At 72.1% G+C, this 15,918-nt stretch carries 13 protein-coding genes and 1 tRNA gene; 5 read left to right on the top strand and 9 right to left on the bottom strand.

Going from position 1 to position 15,918, the window contains the following annotated elements:
- Window positions 1-8: 8 nt before the first annotated feature.
- The gene (locus tag AB0B66_RS02035) at window positions 9-1,499 is read right to left on the bottom strand and encodes a cellulose binding domain-containing protein (protein ID WP_360521381.1); all 1,491 of its coding nucleotides are present in this window, start codon (window positions 1,497-1,499) and stop codon (window positions 9-11) included.
- A gap of 140 nt (window positions 1,500-1,639) precedes the next feature.
- Between AB0B66_RS02035 and AB0B66_RS02030 the strand changes: the two genes are divergently transcribed.
- Window positions 1,640-1,716 (top strand) — tRNA-Met (locus AB0B66_RS02030).
- Between the two features lie 62 nt (window positions 1,717-1,778).
- On the opposite strand, the gene AB0B66_RS02025 is transcribed toward AB0B66_RS02030, so the two are convergent.
- The 5 genes from AB0B66_RS02025 to AB0B66_RS02005 form a co-directional block, all read right to left on the bottom strand.
- Window positions 1,779-3,863, bottom strand: coding sequence for an acyltransferase family protein (locus tag AB0B66_RS02025; protein WP_360521378.1), 2,085 nt, complete (start codon window positions 3,861-3,863; stop codon window positions 1,779-1,781).
- A gap of 165 nt (window positions 3,864-4,028) precedes the next feature.
- Window positions 4,029-5,516, bottom strand: a complete 1,488-nt coding sequence (locus tag AB0B66_RS02020; RefSeq protein ID WP_360521376.1) for a S1 family peptidase — start codon at window positions 5,514-5,516, stop codon at window positions 4,029-4,031.
- A gap of 52 nt (window positions 5,517-5,568) precedes the next feature.
- Window positions 5,569-6,546 carry a LysR family transcriptional regulator gene (locus tag AB0B66_RS02015; protein ID WP_360521373.1) on the bottom strand — a complete coding sequence of 326 codons (978 nt, stop codon included), beginning with the start codon at window positions 6,544-6,546 and terminating at the stop codon, window positions 5,569-5,571.
- Between the two features lie 162 nt (window positions 6,547-6,708).
- On the bottom strand, window positions 6,709-7,755 hold the full coding sequence (locus tag AB0B66_RS02010) for a hypothetical protein (RefSeq protein ID WP_360521370.1): 1,047 nt from the start codon (window positions 7,753-7,755) through the stop codon (window positions 6,709-6,711).
- Window positions 7,752-8,300, bottom strand: coding sequence for an RNA polymerase sigma factor (locus AB0B66_RS02005; RefSeq protein ID WP_360521367.1), 549 nt, complete (start codon window positions 8,298-8,300; stop codon window positions 7,752-7,754). Before AB0B66_RS02005 ends, AB0B66_RS02010 begins: the two co-directional genes overlap by 4 nt.
- A gap of 98 nt (window positions 8,301-8,398) precedes the next feature.
- On the opposite strand from AB0B66_RS02005, the gene AB0B66_RS02000 reads away from it, so the two are divergent.
- The 3 genes from AB0B66_RS02000 (at window position 8,399) to AB0B66_RS01990 (ending at window position 12,200) form a co-directional block, all read left to right on the top strand.
- Window positions 8,399-8,767 carry a DUF1801 domain-containing protein gene (locus AB0B66_RS02000; protein ID WP_360521364.1) on the top strand — a complete coding sequence of 123 codons (369 nt, stop codon included), beginning with the start codon at window positions 8,399-8,401 and terminating at the stop codon, window positions 8,765-8,767.
- A gap of 71 nt (window positions 8,768-8,838) precedes the next feature.
- Window positions 8,839-10,656 carry a DNA helicase RecQ gene (gene recQ, locus AB0B66_RS01995; protein ID WP_360521361.1) on the top strand — a complete coding sequence of 606 codons (1,818 nt, stop codon included), beginning with the start codon at window positions 8,839-8,841 and terminating at the stop codon, window positions 10,654-10,656.
- Between the two features lie 110 nt (window positions 10,657-10,766).
- Window positions 10,767-12,200: a glycoside hydrolase family 76 protein gene (locus AB0B66_RS01990; RefSeq protein WP_360521358.1), complete on the top strand. Its 1,434-nt coding sequence runs from the start codon at window positions 10,767-10,769 to the stop codon at window positions 12,198-12,200.
- Between the two features lie 169 nt (window positions 12,201-12,369).
- Here AB0B66_RS01990 and AB0B66_RS01985 read toward each other — a convergent pair whose 3' ends face one another.
- Entirely contained in the window at window positions 12,370-13,263 is an 894-nt protein-coding gene (locus AB0B66_RS01985; protein ID WP_360521355.1) for a siderophore-interacting protein, read from the bottom strand.
- Between the two features lie 221 nt (window positions 13,264-13,484).
- On the opposite strand from AB0B66_RS01985, the gene AB0B66_RS01980 reads away from it, so the two are divergent.
- Window positions 13,485-14,885 (top strand): hypothetical protein, encoded by a 1,401-nt coding sequence (locus tag AB0B66_RS01980; protein ID WP_360521352.1) that lies wholly within the window; start codon window positions 13,485-13,487, stop codon window positions 14,883-14,885.
- Here the strand turns inward: AB0B66_RS01980 and AB0B66_RS01975 are convergent.
- Both AB0B66_RS01975 and AB0B66_RS01970 read right to left on the bottom strand, forming a co-directional pair.
- A complete protein-coding gene (locus AB0B66_RS01975) occupies window positions 14,769-15,338 on the bottom strand; it encodes a hypothetical protein (RefSeq protein ID WP_360521349.1) in 570 nt (189 codons plus the stop codon). The two genes, AB0B66_RS01980 and AB0B66_RS01975, sit on opposite strands and share 117 nt — an antisense overlap.
- A complete protein-coding gene (locus tag AB0B66_RS01970; RefSeq protein WP_360521346.1) occupies window positions 15,335-15,904 on the bottom strand; it encodes a hypothetical protein in 570 nt (189 codons plus the stop codon). Before AB0B66_RS01970 ends, AB0B66_RS01975 begins: the two co-directional genes overlap by 4 nt.
- Window positions 15,905-15,918: the final 14 nt, after the last annotated feature.

Below are 15,918 nucleotides of genomic sequence, written 5' to 3'. Positions count from 1 at the left end.
CCCGCCTTTCAGGGTGTGACCGCGATGTTGGTCAGGCCCGCGGTGGCGTTGGCGACCGTGTTGGAGGCGTGCACCACGTTGAGGTTGCCGGCGCACTTCGAGGTCGAGGTGATCCGGATCGCGTACTGGCCGACGCCGCCCAGGTCCGAGCTGTTGCCGCGCCACACGTTGCCGCAGCCGTTCAGGAAGGACGGGGTGGTCACCGGGTTGTGCGTCTCGTAGCCGTTGGCGAACACGCCCGGCGCGGCGAACGTGCCGGTGTTGCTCTCGATGAGGTAGCCGATGCCCTTGGCGTCGATCCACGAGTCGGCCGAGTTCTGCCCGGAGATGCCGCGCCCGTCGAACGTGTTGCCGCGGACCACCCCGTCGAACGTGCCCTCCTTGATGTCGATGTGCTCCGCGGCGACGTACGGGCCGATGCGGTTGTTCAGCACCTGGACCCGGTCGGAGCGGTCGACGCCGCCGGAGTTGCCGTGGCAGGCCCAGTTGGAGGCGGCCGAGCCGAGGTAGACGCCCTCCCCGTAGCCGGGCTGGACCTGGCCGGTGTACTCGATGACCGAGTCGCGGATGATCCCGTCGGCCGAGGAGCGGCGGAAGTGCACCCCCTCGTCCTCGGTGTGGTGCACGTGCACGCCGCTGATCGCCACGTGGTGGGAGTCGTCGAGCACGATCCCCTTCTTCGACTCGGCCACGGTGAACCCGGTGAGGTTCCAGTACGGCGCGCCGAACAGCCACAGGCCGTACCCGGAGTCCCAGCCGGCGGTGGGCGCCGGGCAGGACGGCGCGGTGCCGCTCGGCCCGTCGTTGATCAGCACCGCGGCACGCGGCCCGGTCAGCGTGATCCGCGCGTCGGCCGTGCCCGGCCGGGTGGTGGCGAACGCTCCGCGGTAGGTCCCCGCCGCGAGCCGGATCGTGGTGCCCGGGATCGCGCTGTTCAGGGCACTGCTCAGCTGCGCGGCGGTGGCGACGTCGACGACCGGGCCGCCGGGCGGGGGCGGCGACGACGGCGGTGGGCCGGACGGTGAGGCGGACGGGGACGGCGACGCGCTGGGGGAGGCGCTGGGCGACGCCGGGGCGGACGGTGACGGGCCGGGGCCGCCGGTGCAGGACCCGCCGTTCACGGTGCAGTTGACCGGGGTGCCGACCCCGGCGGCGTTGAAGCCGAAGGTCTGCGCGGCGCCCGGGTTGACGGTGCCGTTCCAGCCCACGTTGGTGAAGGTGTAGCGCTGTCCGCTCTGGGTGCGGACGGAACTCCACGACGAGCTGACCGTGGTGCCCGCGGGCAGGTCGAACGCGACGGTCCAGGCGGTGGCGGGGGCGTCGCCGGTGTTGGTGATCGTCACGTCGGCGCCGTACCCGGTGGCCCATACGCTGACCTGGGTGACCGTCACGCGCAGCACTGGTCCGGCGGCGTGTGCCGCGGTGCTGGTCAGGTAGGGGATCGTCGCGCCCAGCAGGGCGATGGCTGCCGTGACCGCGACCGCGCGGAAGGTTCGCATCGACCGACTCCTTTCTGGAAGGTTTGTTGCCAGTCATCGAACGCGGTGGCGGCCCTCGTGCCAAGGGATGGCGTCCATGAATGTCGGCCGATAATCGATTGGACACGGTCGACAACGGTGACATAGTCTGGACCAGCCGACGCGGGGTGGAGCAGCTCGGTAGCTCGCTGGGCTCATAACCCAGAGGTCGCAGGTTCAAATCCTGTCCCCGCTACCAACAGCACGAAGGCCGAGGGCCCTCATCCGGGAACGGACGAGGGCCCTCGGTCTTGTGCGTCCCTACGTAAGCGGGCCTGCGGCCTTCACCAAGGCCTGCCAGAACGCCGGCGCGAGTGTCTGGGCGTACTGCCAGGTGAGGTGGTTGCTGTCGCGGTAGACGACCACATCCCCAGCGAAGCCGTAGCACCATTGCGCATCGCACAGCCCGTCGCTGAGATCCATGACGGTGACCCGGGGGTCGCCGAGGGCGGCCGCCGCGGCCGAGATCAGGTCGGGCTTCAGGGCCTTGTCCCGGGCCACCGCGCAGCGGCGCAGGTTGGCCTGCTCCTTCTCGACGCAGGACGGAATGGATTTGCCGAGCATGCTCGGGGTGTCGCGCAGCACGACGACGCGTTTGCCGGCCGCCAGCAACCGCTGCCACTTGCCGATGAACGCCTCGTTCTGATCGGCGAGCGCCGGCCGACCCGGCAGCGCCTCGAACCGATAGGCGGCAGAGTATGCGGTGACCAGCACGTAGTCGATCTCCGGATCGTCGACGATGCGGCTGGTGACCTCCTCCTGCCACGCCGTGCAGTTGTCCTGGCGCTCCTTCGCCTCGCGCGGCAGGACCCGGATCGCCTCGGCGAACGGGCACGACATCTTGAAGTAGGTCTTCACCCGGAGCCGGTTCTCGTCGGCCAGCCTGCGCAGCGTGCCCAGCCACTGGGTGGCGTGCGAGTCGCCGACCATGGCCACCCGGTAGGCCGCGTCCTTCGGGCCGAAGGAGCACTCCAGGACGTGGCGGGTGTCGAGCGTCGGGTCGCAGGCCGTGTACTCCGGATTGGACTGGTCCTTGACGGCCAGCGTCGCCGACATCCGCGGACCCGAACCGAAGGGCGGCGCGCAGTCGGTCCCGGTGAACACGGCCGCGCCGATGCACCCGCCCCCCGCCTCGTCGAGCCGGCTGGTGTAGCTGGCGGCGGCTTCGGCGGCGCGGTCGTCGAGCTCCGCGTTCGCGTAGGCGGACGCGCCGAGCATGGCGGCGACCAGGGACGCGGCGATCGCGAGCGACGGCCAGCGGCGCACCTTGAGCACTCGGTTCGCGCGCAGCGGGGTCTCGAAGTAGTGAGTGCTGAGCCACGCCAGGAGCAGGGTGGCCGCCAGCACCGCGACCTTGGCGGGCAGCGCGAGCGGCACGTCCAGCGCGAGCGGCAGCAGCAGGAGCAGCGGCCAGTGCCACAGGTAGACGGCGTACGAGATGTCGCCGATCGCGGTGGCCGGCCGCAACGACAGCCATCGTCCCACCGAACCCCGGCCCTCGGGGCTGGCCAAGATGAGCGCGGCGGTGCCGAGCACCGGCAGCAGTGCGGCGTAGCCGGGGAACGCCGTGGCCTTGGTGTAGAGCACGGCCGAGGCGAGCACGGCGGCCAGGCCCAGCCAGCCCCAGACGGCGCGGGCCCGGAAGGTCACCAGGGCGCACAGGGCGCCGGCGGCGAACTCCCACACCCGGGTCGGGGTGATGAAGTAGGCCTGCTTCGGGTCGGCGCCGGTCTGGTAGACCGAGTAGGCAAGGGAGACGACCAGCAGCGCCGAGAGCACCGCGACGACGGCCTGCTTCCGGCGGAGCAGCCGCATCGTGACGAGGATGAGCAGCGGCCAGAAGGCGTAGAACTGCTCCTCCACCGACAGCGACCAGAAGTGCTGCACCGGGCTGTCCGGCGCGTTCTGCAGCAGGTAGTCGACGGAGTTGCCGGCGAGCACCCAGTTCTGGACATATGCGGCACTCGCCACCAGCTGCTTGAACGTGTCGGCCCAGCGGTCGTCGGGCAGCAGCAGGTAGCTGGCCACCGCCGTGGCCACCAGCACCAGCCCCGCCGCGGGCAGCAGCCGCAGCGCACGCCGCGCGTAGAAGGAGCCCAGCCGGATGGTGCCGCGCGTCTCGATCTCACGCCACAGATGTCCGGTGATGAGGAAGCCGGAGATCACGAAGAACACGTCGACGCCCACATAACCGCCGGTCAGGTGCGTCGGCCAGAGGTGGTAGAGCACCACCACCATGACCGCTATCGCCCGGAGGCCCTGAATGTCGGGCCGGAACCCTCGGTCGGTCGGCGTCGGCTGCACCGTGGTCGGGGCAGCGGGCGTCGGGTGCGCCATGAGTTGCATGCGGTCGTCCATCCCCAATATGAGGAATGCACGCTAACACAATCGGGGCTTTCGGAATCCGCCTCGTGAGCTGGGCGGAAAGCTCGCCCACGGCCCACCGGGCAAGACCGGAGCCCGGTTCCTGGCCAGGAACCGGGCTCCGGCGTTTCGGGGGTCAGCAGGCCGTCACGGGTTGGTGAAGCCCATCGCGTACGAGCCCGAGCCGCTGTACGCGTACACCCGGTACCGGTAGTAGCCGGCCGTGCCGGAGTAGGTCAGCGTCTCCGCGTTCGACGGGGTCGTGCCGGAGGCCACGTTCGCCCACGCCGACCCGTTCCACTTCTGCAGGTAGAGGTCGAAGTCCGTGCCCGACGGGCCCGCCACGCAGCCGCGGTGGGTGCCGGAGCTGGTGGACTGGTAGTAGCTGTTGTCCGGCTGGTAGGCGCTGCCGCCGCTGGACAGCGAGCCGCTGCGGCTGAACTCGTAGCCGGTGCAGCCGCTGCCGCCGGGCGGCGGGGACGACGGCGGCGGGCCGCTGCCGGTCACCAGGGTCAGGCTGTACGCCGACAGGATCTCGTTGACCGGCTGGAAGTAGGTCGTGCCGCCCGACGAGCAGTTGCCGGAGCCGCCGGAGGTGACGCCCTGCGCCTGGCTGCCCGCGATGAGCGAGCCGCCGGAGTCGCCCGGCTCGGCGCAGACGTTAGTGCGGATCAGGCCGTTGACGGTGCCCTGCGGGTAGGTGACCGACGAGTTGCGGGCCTGGATGGTGCCGCAGTGCCAGCCGGTGGTGGAGCCGGACCGGCAGACCGACGCGCCGACGGCGGCCTCGGTCGAGCCGGACACCGTCACGGTGCCGCCCGCGTAGTTGTTGACCAGCCCGCGCGGGGTGTTGCCGGAGTTGACCCGGACCCAGGCGTAGTCGTTGCCGGGGAAGCTGGACCCGGCGAAGGTGCCGCTCGGCTGGGTGGTGGTCGCCCCGGTGCTGCCGCAGTGGCCGGCGGTGACGAAGCCGCCGTTGACCGAGAAGCCGACCGAGCAGCGGCTGCCGCTGCCGATGTAGTACGCGTTGCCGCCGATGACGTCGATGTAGGGCACCGGGGTCTCGGCGCTCGCCTCGACGCGCACCGCGGCGGCGTCGACTCCGCTCTGCTTGACGAAGGCGGCCGCGTCGGCGCCCGACTTGGCGAGCACCACGACCTGGTTGGTGGTCACGTCGACGTACCAGCCGGGGACCGTCTTGGGGGCCTTGGCGGCGACGGTGTCGAGCTGGGCCTTGACCGCGTCGAGCTGGGTGAGGCTGCGGGCGACTAGCTGCGGGGTCGCTCCGGCGGCGCGTACCTTCGCGGCCTGGGCCTCGCTGGTGACGCCGACGGTGAACGTCTTCGCGTCGGCCGACAGCCAGCCGCCGCCGTAGGCCCCGCCGAGCGACTTGCGCAGCGACAGGTCGGCCTTGCCGGCCTTGGTCTCGTTGGCGAGCCGGGCCTGCACGCCGGCCGGGTCGAGCTTGAGGTCACGGGCGAGGGCCTGGAAGACCTGGGGCGAGATGCCCGCCGCGGTGGCGGCGTCGGACGCGGCGTCGGGGCTTTGTCCCGCCGCGGCCGGATACGTCAGTGCGACGGTGATGCCCAGGGTGAGGGTCGCCGCCGCCGAAGCGAAGAGGAGTCTGCGGTTCATGCAGCGAAAACTAGACGCATATATATAGGTGACGGTAGATATTGCTTACGTCCTACCGCGATGCGATGGAAACCCGCGGGCCGAACTGCGGGTTGGCCTTGCCCCATTCCAGGTAGTGCGGGTTGCGGGCGGCCGACTCCGCGTACGCCGCCGCGGCGTGGGCGAGCATCGCGTCGGCGTAACCCGCGGCCTGGCTGCGCGGGTGCCAGCCCAGCAGGTGCCGCCAGCGCAGCGGGCCGCCCGCGATGGGCACCGTGGCGATGCCGTCCACCCGGCGGAAGGTCGCCTTGCACAGCCCCACCGCATGCCCCGACAGCACCGCGTCGACGGCGTTGCCGATGTCCATCTCGTACATGGTGCGCGGGGTGAACCCGGCCCGCGCGCACGCGGCCGCGAAGCAGTCGCCGAAGCAGCCGTCGCCCGGCATGCTGGCCCACTGCGCGTCGGCCAGCTCGGCCAGGTCGATCTCCCACCGGTCGGCCAGCGGGTGGCTCTCCGGCAGCATCACGAAGACGGCGTCGATCGCGATCTCCCGCCAGGTCAGCCCGTCGTCCGGGCTGCCCGGCACGGTGTCGCCGCAGACGCCGACGATGCAGAAGTCGAGCTTGCCGGCGACGGCCAGCTCGCAGAGCTGATCGGCCCAGTGCGACGGGTGGGTGAGCACCTCCGTGCCGTCCTTCTCCGCGGCCAGCCGGGACATCAGGCCGCCGAGGATCGGGCCGTTGACCGCGCCGATCCGCCACTGGTTCGGCCGGGCCCGGACGCCGGTGAGCTGCGCCGCGTCGTCCTGTAGACCCTTCATCGCGGGCAGCACCACCCGCGCCCGGGCCAGCACCAGCTCGCCCAGCGCGGTGGGCGTGGCTCCGCGGCGGCCGCGTTCGAACAGCGGGCCGCCCAGTGACCGCTCGATGCGCTGCAACTGCGCGGTGACCGCGGGCTGGGCGAGCCCGAGCAGCGAGGCCGCCTTGGTCACGCTGCCGGTGTCCGCGATCGCACAGACCACGCGGAGATGGCGGATCTCTAGATTCATGGCCGCTCCAGTGTGGAGGGTGCAACCGGAGAGAGATCCACGCAGTCTAGACAGGTGATAGATGGCTGTCACTTGGTGGACAAGCGGTTGTCCCTTTCGTTACCGGGCGGAACCGCGCGTGTCGGTGCCCTCGCGCCGCGTCGCCGGGCCGAGTCCACCTCGCTACCGGCGTGCGGTGGCGGACGGGCTGCCCCAGCTCGCCGCGGGCTGGAACGCGTACCCCAACAGCTCCTGCCGGACCGGCACCGGTTCGCCGCCGGTCGCCGAGCCGCCGGTCAGTTCGACGTGCCCGGCCAGGCGACCCGTGCCCGGATTGAACAGCAGCTCGTCGCAGACCGTGCCGCTGGTCAGGCGCACCGCCAGGAGCCGCTTGCCCGACCAGGTGAAGGCTTCCACCGCGGTGAGGCCGTCGAGCCCGCCCAGCAGCCGGTGGAAGGCGGCGCGCTGGGCGGCCGGCAGCAGCGGATCGACCCGGGTCAGGAAACGTCCGTACTGCTGCCAGCGGGTGAGGTCGTCGACCTCGGCGGGGCCCCGTGAAGCCGCCCGGAAGTCGGCGAGCAGCAGATCGGGGTCCGTGGGCAGGGTGGCGAGCCAGGCCGCGGTCGGATACCCCCAGCCGGGCCCGGCGGCGGCGAAACCGTCCCGCGCTGCGGCGAGCTGCTCCTCGGGGGACTGCCCCTTGACCTCGCCGACAACCGGCGCGGGTATCTCGATCAGGCCTTCGGGCTCGAAGCAGCGCGCCAGCACCCCGGACCACGCCGGGTCGCTGCCCGGCACGGGTGACGGGCCGGAGCGGGTGAGCACGTCGGTGTACGAGCACAGCAGCTGGCCGGCCCGCGGCGCGGCCGGGGCGGCGCCGGCCGCAACCTGGTCCAGCTCGGCGAAGACCGCGGCGACCGGCACCCGTGCGCCGTACTTCAGCCACAGCTCCGATCTGTCCTCCGTCGCGGTGGGCGCGGAACTCGCGGGGTCACTCGGCTGCCAGGTGCCGCCGCCTACCGTGCCCAGCAGTGTCACGCCGACGACCACGGCGGCGACCACCGCCGCGGTTGCGGCAGGAGGGGCCCAGTGGGGGAGGAGGCGCCGGGGCGCGTTCGGCGCGGTCGCGGTCTGGACGCGCCGCCGCACCCGGTCGAGCGCGGCGGGGGCGGGCCCGGGGCGGTCCTGGTGGAATTCGCGCACGCTGCGCAGGTCGGCGTCGTCGGTCATCGGGAGCCTCCGGGAGCGTTTCGGTCTGCGTCGGGTTCGGTGGCGAGGGCGGCGCGGAGCTTGACCCGCGCGCGGTGCAGCGCCGACTGCACCGAGCCCAGCGGTATGCCGAGCGTGGCGGCGATCTCCTCGTAGCCGAGTTCCGCCACGGCGTGCAGCAGCAGCACGTCGCGCTGGCGGGCGGGCAGCGCGGCCAGCACCGCGGCCAGCCGCCGGGTCTGCGCCGACGCGTCGGCCCGTGCGGCGGCCCGCTCGGCGATGTCGGACACGTCCGGTTCGCGGCCGGTGCGGGCCAGGGCCCGCAGTCCCCGGGTCTCGCTGCGCCGGTGCCGCCGCAGCAGATTGGTGGCGATGCCGTAGAGCCAGGCCCTGGCCGGCCCGTCCCCGAGCCGGTGCCGTCGCTGGTGCGCGATGAGGAAGGTGTCGGCCACGACGTCCTCGGCGACGGTCGGACCGACCCGGCCGGCGCAGTAGCGCAGCAGCTCAGCCCCGTGCTCGTCGAAGAGGCCAGCCACGTCGGAGCGGCTCGCGCGCGGCTCGGCCATGGTGTGCAACATACTCATGACTGCCCGCAGGCCGCTGTTCTGTTCCCCGCAGCCCGCGCCGGGCTGCCGGGTCAGCCCGGAGGCGCGATGATGAATGAATGGCGGCCCGGTTCACCACGATCGACGACTACATCGACTCGTTCCCCGAGGAGGTGCAGGACGTGCTGCGGGAGGTCAGGCGGACCATCCTGGCCGCCGCACCGGCGCAGGCGGGTCAGGGCATCAGCTACGGGATCCCCACCATCACCCTGGACGGGCGGTATCTCGTCTACTTCGCCGGCTGGAAGCACCACGTCTCGGTATACCCGGTGCCGGACGGGGACGCCTCGTTCGAGGAGGTCGTCGCGCCGTACCGGGCGGCCAAGGGCACCCTGCGCTTTCCGCTGCGCGAGCCGATCCCGTACGACGTGATCACCCGCGTGACGAGCGCGCTGGTGGCGCAGCGGGCGCGTCCGGCGGGTGAGTGACGCGCCCCTGGTCGTGTTGCCGTCGTCGCACCGGCATGCGTGCCGTCGGGGCCGGTCCATAGGATCGACGGGTGCAGGATGCTTCGCAGGTGTTGAGCAGGATCTTCGGCTACGACTCGTTCCGCGGCGAGCAGCAGGAGATCATCGAGCATGTGATCGGCGGCGGCGACGCCCTGGTGCTCATGCCGACCGGTGGTGGCAAGTCGCTGTGCTACCAGATCCCGGCCCTGGTCCGACCCGGCGTCGGCGTGGTGGTCTCACCGCTGATCGCGCTCATGCAGGACCAGGTCGACGCGCTCACCGCGCTGGGCGTGAAGGCGGGTTTCCTCAACTCGACGCTCGACCTCGACGAACGGCGCGTGGTCGAGGCGCAGTTCGTCGCGGGTGAGCTGGACCTGCTCTACCTCGCGCCCGAAGGGCTGAGCTCGGGCTCGGCGCTGCGCCTGCTGGAGCGGGGCAAGATCTCGCTGTTCGCGATCGACGAGGCGCACTGCGTGTCGCAGTGGGGCCACGACTTCCGGCCCGACTACCTGGCCCTGTCCGTGCTGCACGAGCGCTGGCCGGACGTGCCGCGCATCGCGCTGACCGCGACCGCGACCACCGCCACCCGCACCGAGATCGCGCAGCGCCTGCAGTTGACGCAGGCACGCCTGTTCGTCTCCAGCTTCGACCGGCCCAACATCCAGTACCGCATCGTGCCGAAGAACGACCCGAAGAAGCAGTTGCTGGAGCTGCTGCGCACCGAGCACGCCGGGGACGCGGGCATCGTCTACTGCCTGTCCCGGGCGTCGGTGGAGAAGACCGCGGAGTTCCTGGTGCAGCAGGGCATCGACGCGCTGCCCTACCACGCGGGGCTCGACGCGGCCACGCGTGCCGCCAACCAGTCCCGCTTCCTGCGCGAGGACGGGCTGGTCATGGTGGCCACCATCGCGTTCGGCATGGGCATCGACAAGCCGGACGTGCGCTTCGTCGCCCATCTCGACCTGCCGAAGTCGGTCGAGGGCTACTACCAGGAGACCGGCCGCGCCGGGCGCGACGGGCTCCCGTCCACGGCCTGGCTGGCCTACGGCCTGCAGGACGTGGTGCAGCAGCGCAAGATGATCGACAGCTCGGCCGGGGACGCCGCCTACCGGCGCGGGCTGGCCGCGCACCTGGACGCGATGCTGGCACTGTGCGAGACGGTGCAGTGCCGCCGCACGCAGCTGCTGGCCTACTTCGGCCAACAGGGCGAGCCGTGCGGCAACTGCGACACGTGCCTGGTCCCGCCGGAGTCGTGGGACGGCACGGTGCCCGCGCAGAAGCTGCTGTCGACGGTGCTGCGGCTGCAGCGCGAGCGCAACCAGCGCTTCGGCGCGGGGCAGTCGATCGACATCCTGCTCGGCCGCAAGACCGACAAGGTGGCGCAGCACCGCCACGACGAGCTGACCGTGTTCGGCATCGGCACCGAGCTGCAGGAGTCCGAGTGGCGCGGCGTGGTGCGCCAGCTGCTGGCCCAGGGGCTGCTGGCGGTCCAGGGCGAGCACGGCACCCTGGCGCTGACCGACGCCAGTGCCGACGTGCTGGGCCGCCGCCGTGAGGTGATGATGCGCCGCGAGCCGGAGCGCGCCGCCCGCTCGTCGGGTTCGTCGCGCAAGTCCGCGGCCGCGGCGGCCGTGGCGGAGCTGCCCGCCGACGCGGTGCCACGGTTCGAGGCGCTGCGGGCCTGGCGCGCGGCGACCGCCAAGGAGCAGGGCGTCCCGGCATACGTCATCTTCCACGACGCGACCCTGCGCGAGATCGCCGCTCAGGCTCCGGACTCGCTGGGCAAGCTGCGCGGGATCAGCGGGGTCGGCGAGAACAAGCTGGCCAAGTACGGCGACGGGGTGCTGGAGACGCTGGCCGCGGCCTGACCGAGGTTGGCATTCCATCGACGTTGACGAAAATGTAAACCTCCTGTTACATGAGTGCTCAGTGAGAGCGCTCTCCTGCATCCCGGTCCATCCCTGAGCAGGAGGTTCACATGCGACTGCCGGTACGTCTCCTGGCCGCCGGGCTCGCCGTCGCGGGCCTGATCGCCGGGCCGATGGCGAGCGCCGCCGCGGCGGCCCCGATCTGCAACCGCTACTGCGACGGGCGCGATCCGGCCCTGTCCCCGGGCGACCGGACCCCGGTCAGCGCAGGGGTCTGGGGTCGGCAGATCGTGCTGCACTTCGACGACGCCGACGCCATGGGCTGGGCGAGCATCGCCAACGGCAACGCGGGCGACCGGGTCTGGCTCGACCGCTCCTTCAACGGCGGCCGCACCTGGACGGGCCTGCTCGGCGACGTGGCCGTGCCGGCGGGACAGCGCGGCTGGCGCACCGCGATGTTCAACGTGGACGACTGGGCCGGGCTCGGCGTCGGTGCGCTGCGCGCCTGCGGCAAGGCCGGCGACCGCCCCGAGATCGCCTGCACCACCTGGGCGCGCACCACCTGGAACGCCGGCAACCGGCGAACCGCCGCCGCCACCGGGCTGATGACCTCCTACAACCTGGCCACCGGGCGGTTCGACACCACCGGCTGGTGGAACACGGCCAACGCGCTGACCGCGCTCATCGACAACGTCCGGGTCACCGGCATGGGCAGCTACCGGTACGCCATCGGGCGCACCTACGACCTCAACCTGGGCGCATATCAGGGGAGTTTCCGCAACGAGTACATCGACGACACCGGCTGGTGGGCGCTGGCCTGGATCGCCGCGTACGACCTCACCGGCGAGTCCCGCTACCTGAGCACGGCCCGGGTGGCCGCCGACCACATGGCGGCGTACTGGGACGGGGTCTGCGGCGGCGGGGTGTGGTGGAGCACCGCGCGGACCGCGAAGAACGCCATCGCGAACGGCCTCTACCTGCACGTCAACGCCGCGCTGCACAATCGGATCGCGGGTGACGCGGTGTACCTGAACCGGGCGCGGGCGACGTGGACCTGGTTCCAGGGCACCGGGATGATCAACGCCTCGTCGCTGATCAACGACGGGGTCAACCTGTCGACCTGCCGGAACAACGGCCAGCCGGTGTGGTCGTACAACCAGGGCGTGCCCCTGGGCGGGCTGGTGGAACTGCATCGGGCCACCGGGGACGCGAGCCTGCTGACGACCGCGCGGCGGCTCGCCGACGCATCCACCACGACCGGGCTGCTGCACGTCAACGGCATCCTGCGCGACCCGTGCGAGGGCGGGGACTGCGGCGCGGACGGCCCTTCGTTCAAGGGGGCGTACGTGCGCGGCCTCGCCGCCCTGAACAACGCCTTGCCCGACCGCCCCTACACGGCCTACCTGCGCCGCCAGGCCGACGCCGCGTACGCCGCCGACCGCACCCCGCTCGACCTGTACGGCCTGCGCTGGGCCGGGCCCGTCGACAAACTCGACGCCGCCCGCCAGCAGAGCGCCCTGGACCTGATGAACGCCGCCCCGTAACCCGCACCGCGGCCACCCGGCCGGCCTTGGCCGGCCGTTCCCGGGCGGCGTCGGAAGGAAGATCGCTGTTTGCGGTCAGAACCTGCAGCTAGACCGCAGATTCTGGCCGCAAACAGCGATCTTGGTCGCGGACCCCGGACCCCGGACCCCGGACCCCGAGTCGGGCGGGTCAGCCCTCCTCGGTGCGGCCCTGGCGCCAGTAGCCCATGAACGCGACCGACTTGCGGTCCAGGCCGCGTTCGCTGACCAGGTGGCGGCGCAGGGTGCGGATCGCCGAGGCCTCACCGGCGAGCCAGGCGTACAGCCGCCCACTGGCCGCGGTCTCGGGGACCTCCCACAGGATGTCGTGGTCCACGTCGACGTCCTCGACGGCCTCGGCCGCGCCGGGCACCGGCACCAGGCGCGCCGCGGCCTCCTGCACCGCGGGCACGAGCAGGCTGCCGTGGGCGGCCCCGTCGCGGGCCAGCCAGCGCACGGTTACCCCGGCGGGGGCGGTCAGCGCCAGCACGTCGGCGGCGTACGGCACCTCCAGCAGCGCCGCGCCGAACGTGTCCGCGGGCAGCCGCTCCAGGATCGCCGCGATGGCGGGGACCGCGGTCTCGTCCCCGGCCAGCAGCACCGGCACGCCGGGCGCGGGCGGCACGAACTCGACACCGCCGTGCGGGCCGGGGTGCCCGGCGTTAGGTCCCATCAGGACGATCTTGTCACCGGGCCGGGCCGTGCGGGCCCAGCGCGAGGCGGGACCGGCGTCGCCGTGCAGCGCCACGTCCACGTCGACCTCGCACCGCTGCGGGCGCACGTACCGGGCCGTGTAGGTGCGCAGCGGGTTGCGCCGCTCGTCGGGTGTGGCGCGCCAGGTGGCGTACCAGTCCGGGCCGTGGTCCAGGTCGGCGAACCCGCCCGTCGGTGCTGGCAGCACCAGCTTGAGGCGCAGGTCGTACCCGCAGTCGGCGAAGTCGGCGAGGTCCGGCCCTGCGAAGGTGAACCGCTTGAAGGTGGGGCTGAGTTCGGCGACGGACTGCACCTGCACGGTGAACAGCCGCCAGACCATCGGTTCGGTCATGCGCGGGAGCTCCAGAGGTCCGGAGGACGGAGGGATGCCGGGCACGTCCACCCGCCCGTGGCATCCGCCTGAGCCGGCAGCCGCCGTACACGAACCTAGGTTAGGTTAGCCTTCCCTGTGGTTGTCAAATGGCCCGCTGCTCCGCCCAGGCAAAGGGTCGGACTGCTCATCGCGCAGCGGGCGGACGGCTGACCATCCGGCGTGGACGGTACCGTGCTCCCGTGACGGTCACCCCCTCCCCGCTCGCGCCGGTGTCGCCCGTGGTCGAGACACCCGCACCCCGGCACGGCATCGTCTGGTCGCTGCGCCACCTCGCGGCGGTGCTCGGCACCGTCGGGGTGCTGCTACTGCGGCACTGGCCGGTGCTGTTCGCGCTGGTGTTCGCCGGGTTCGCGGCCCGGCGCGGGGTGACCCTGGTGGCTGTGCAGGCCAGCAAGCTCGACGGCGTCTTCGGCTTCCTGGTCTTCGCCCTGGTCCCGGTCGCGGTGATGACCGCGCTGGTGCTGATGCTGCGGGTGCTGTCACGCTCGCTGCCGACCGGCACGCCGGACGGTGAGCCGGGGCAGCGCTTTCGCACCCTGGCGCACGTGGCGAGTGTGCTGCTGCCGTTCATCGTGGTGTACGCGTCCTACGACTACTTCGCCGACGACCGCAGCACGTACCTGCTGGAGGTGTTCCAGGACGAGCACAGCAAAGCCGAGGCGATCACCGATCCGTCCGCGCTGACGCTCGCCGAGCGCCTGCCGTTCACGCTGAACACGACGCTGATCGTGGTGTCGGTCGTCGCGCTGGTGCTGCGTTTCCTGCTCGGCCTGCGTGCGGACCGGATGTGGAGCTGGATCGGCTTCGTGCGGGCCTACCTGGAGGTGCTGTCGCTGACCCTGGTCGCGGTGTTCGTGTCGGGAGTCAGCGACAAGGTGCTGCCCTACGTCGAGCACCGGCGGGCCTACCAGGCGGCGCTGAACGGTTGGCATCAGGCCGTCGCGCAGCTCGGCCCGCTGGAGGAGCCGGTGCGCGCGGTCGGGACGTGGTTCTCGGCACTGTTCCTGTCCCTCGACGTCGTGCTCGTCGTGCCGCTGGCCTGGCTCATCGTCGGCGCGGTGGTGTACGGGCAGAGCCTGGGCACGCCGCCACTGAACCGGAAGGCCGCCGCGCGGGCGGTGCGGGCGGCCCGCCGGTGGGCGAAGCTGCCCGCGCCGATCCGCAAGCTCAGTGCCGCGAGCACCGCCAACGTGCGCGAGACCATCGCGCCGCTGGCGCAGAGCTTCCGGCTGCTCGCGCATGCGGGCAAGGTGCCGATGCTGATGTTCTGCGTGCTGTTCGTCGCCGTGCAGACGCTGCCGACCTGGCTGTGGGAGCTGGAGCGGGCCCTGATCGGCGCGCAGGACGTCAACGAGGTCTGGCGGCCGCTGTCCGGCCCGCTCAGCGTGCTGAACGACGCGGTCAGCATGGTGCTGCTGCTGTGCCTGATCGCCGCTACCGTCGACCGCGTGCTGCGGGTGCAGTCAGCGGTCGAACCGCACGTACCGGGTCTGGTCGACGCCGCCGAAGAAGACCCGCACCGCGGCGATCTCCACCCCGCGCGGCGTGACGAAATGGGCGACGGTCTGGTATCGGCCTGACCCGGCGGGCACGGGGCTGTTCTCCGGATTGCAGTTGCCCAGCGGCGTACGCGCCGAGGACAGCTCCCGCGGCTGGTCGCCGTAGCGGTTGCCGGCGGTGTCCTCGATGCTGATGTCGCAGTAGATCACCTCGTCCGGTCCGAGGTCGGTGGGGCCCTCGACGTCGAGCACCACCCGCCAAGCCGTCATGTTGTCCGGCACGACGAAGGGGCGGTCGCCGCCGCGCTTCAAGTCCGTGGCCGGGGCCAGTTCGGCCACCCGCATCCGCAGCCCCGCGAACTCGGCGACGCCGTCCGCGGCGGGCCGCACCACCTGCGGCCTGCCGCGCTGCCAGAACTCCAGATCGGAGTAGCCCGCCGCGGCGAGCATAAGCGCCAGCGTCGGCAGCACGGCGACCAGGCCCCAGACGTTGCGCCGCCACCAGCTGCGGCCCAGCGAGTCCGGGCCCCTCACGACACGGCCCGCGCGGCGAGCAGGGTGGTGGGCTCGGGCGAGCACGCCGACCCGTCGGAGATCGGCAGCGGAATCTCGGTCATGGAGTCCAGTCGCTGGTCGATGCTGTTGTCGGCGAGCAGCAGGGTGAGGCCCCCCGCTGCCGCAGTGGGGACCTCGATGGCGATCTCTCCCTCGTACGGCAGCCCCGGCTGCATGGTGAGCCCGCCCGTGACCAGGTCCAGCGAGACGCGGTCAGTGGTCTGGAAGACCCGGTCGGCGGCGTCCCGCGCTGCGGCGTACGCGATGCTGGTCGGCTCGGACCGGGCGCCCACCCGCAGCTTGGCGACGATCCAGACGCCCTGGGTGTCCAGCACGTGCTCGCCGATCTTCAGGGCTGCCGCGCAGCGCACCTGCTGCACCCGGGCGGTGAAGGTGCGGGCGTGCACGTCCTCGCCGACCTGTCCGGCCACCGGGAAGGGCCGCCGGGCGTCGTTGAGGGTGGGTTCGGCGGTCTGCACGGCCTGCGCCGCGGCGAGCGCGGCCAGCACGAACACGGCGGACCCCAACCAGCGCAGCAGTTTCACGCGTCGTCTCCTCG

The sequence above is a fragment of the Catellatospora sp. NPDC049111 genome, assembly GCF_040648615.1.
GTDB lineage: Bacteria > Actinomycetota > Actinomycetes > Mycobacteriales > Micromonosporaceae > Catellatospora > Catellatospora aurea.
Note: the sequence above shows the minus strand (reverse complement) of the source record. Positions and strands in the feature narration are given on the sequence as shown.

Coding starts and splice junctions, on each gene's coding strand:
- AB0B66_RS02035 (WP_360521381.1), bottom strand. CDS start 1,499: ATGCGAACCTTCCGCGCGGTCGCGGTCACGGCAGCCATCGCCCTGCTG.
- AB0B66_RS02025 (WP_360521378.1), bottom strand. CDS start 3,863: ATGCAACTCATGGCGCACCCGACGCCCGCTGCCCCGACCACGGTGCAG.
- AB0B66_RS02020 (WP_360521376.1), bottom strand. CDS start 5,516: ATGAACCGCAGACTCCTCTTCGCTTCGGCGGCGGCGACCCTCACCCTG.
- AB0B66_RS02015 (WP_360521373.1), bottom strand. CDS start 6,546: ATGAATCTAGAGATCCGCCATCTCCGCGTGGTCTGTGCGATCGCGGAC.
- AB0B66_RS02010 (WP_360521370.1), bottom strand. CDS start 7,755: ATGACCGACGACGCCGACCTGCGCAGCGTGCGCGAATTCCACCAGGAC.
- AB0B66_RS02005 (WP_360521367.1), bottom strand. CDS start 8,300: ATGGCCGAGCCGCGCGCGAGCCGCTCCGACGTGGCTGGCCTCTTCGAC.
- AB0B66_RS02000 (WP_360521364.1), top strand. CDS start 8,399: ATGGCGGCCCGGTTCACCACGATCGACGACTACATCGACTCGTTCCCC.
- AB0B66_RS01990 (WP_360521358.1), top strand. CDS start 10,767: ATGCGACTGCCGGTACGTCTCCTGGCCGCCGGGCTCGCCGTCGCGGGC.
- AB0B66_RS01985 (WP_360521355.1), bottom strand. CDS start 13,263: ATGACCGAACCGATGGTCTGGCGGCTGTTCACCGTGCAGGTGCAGTCC.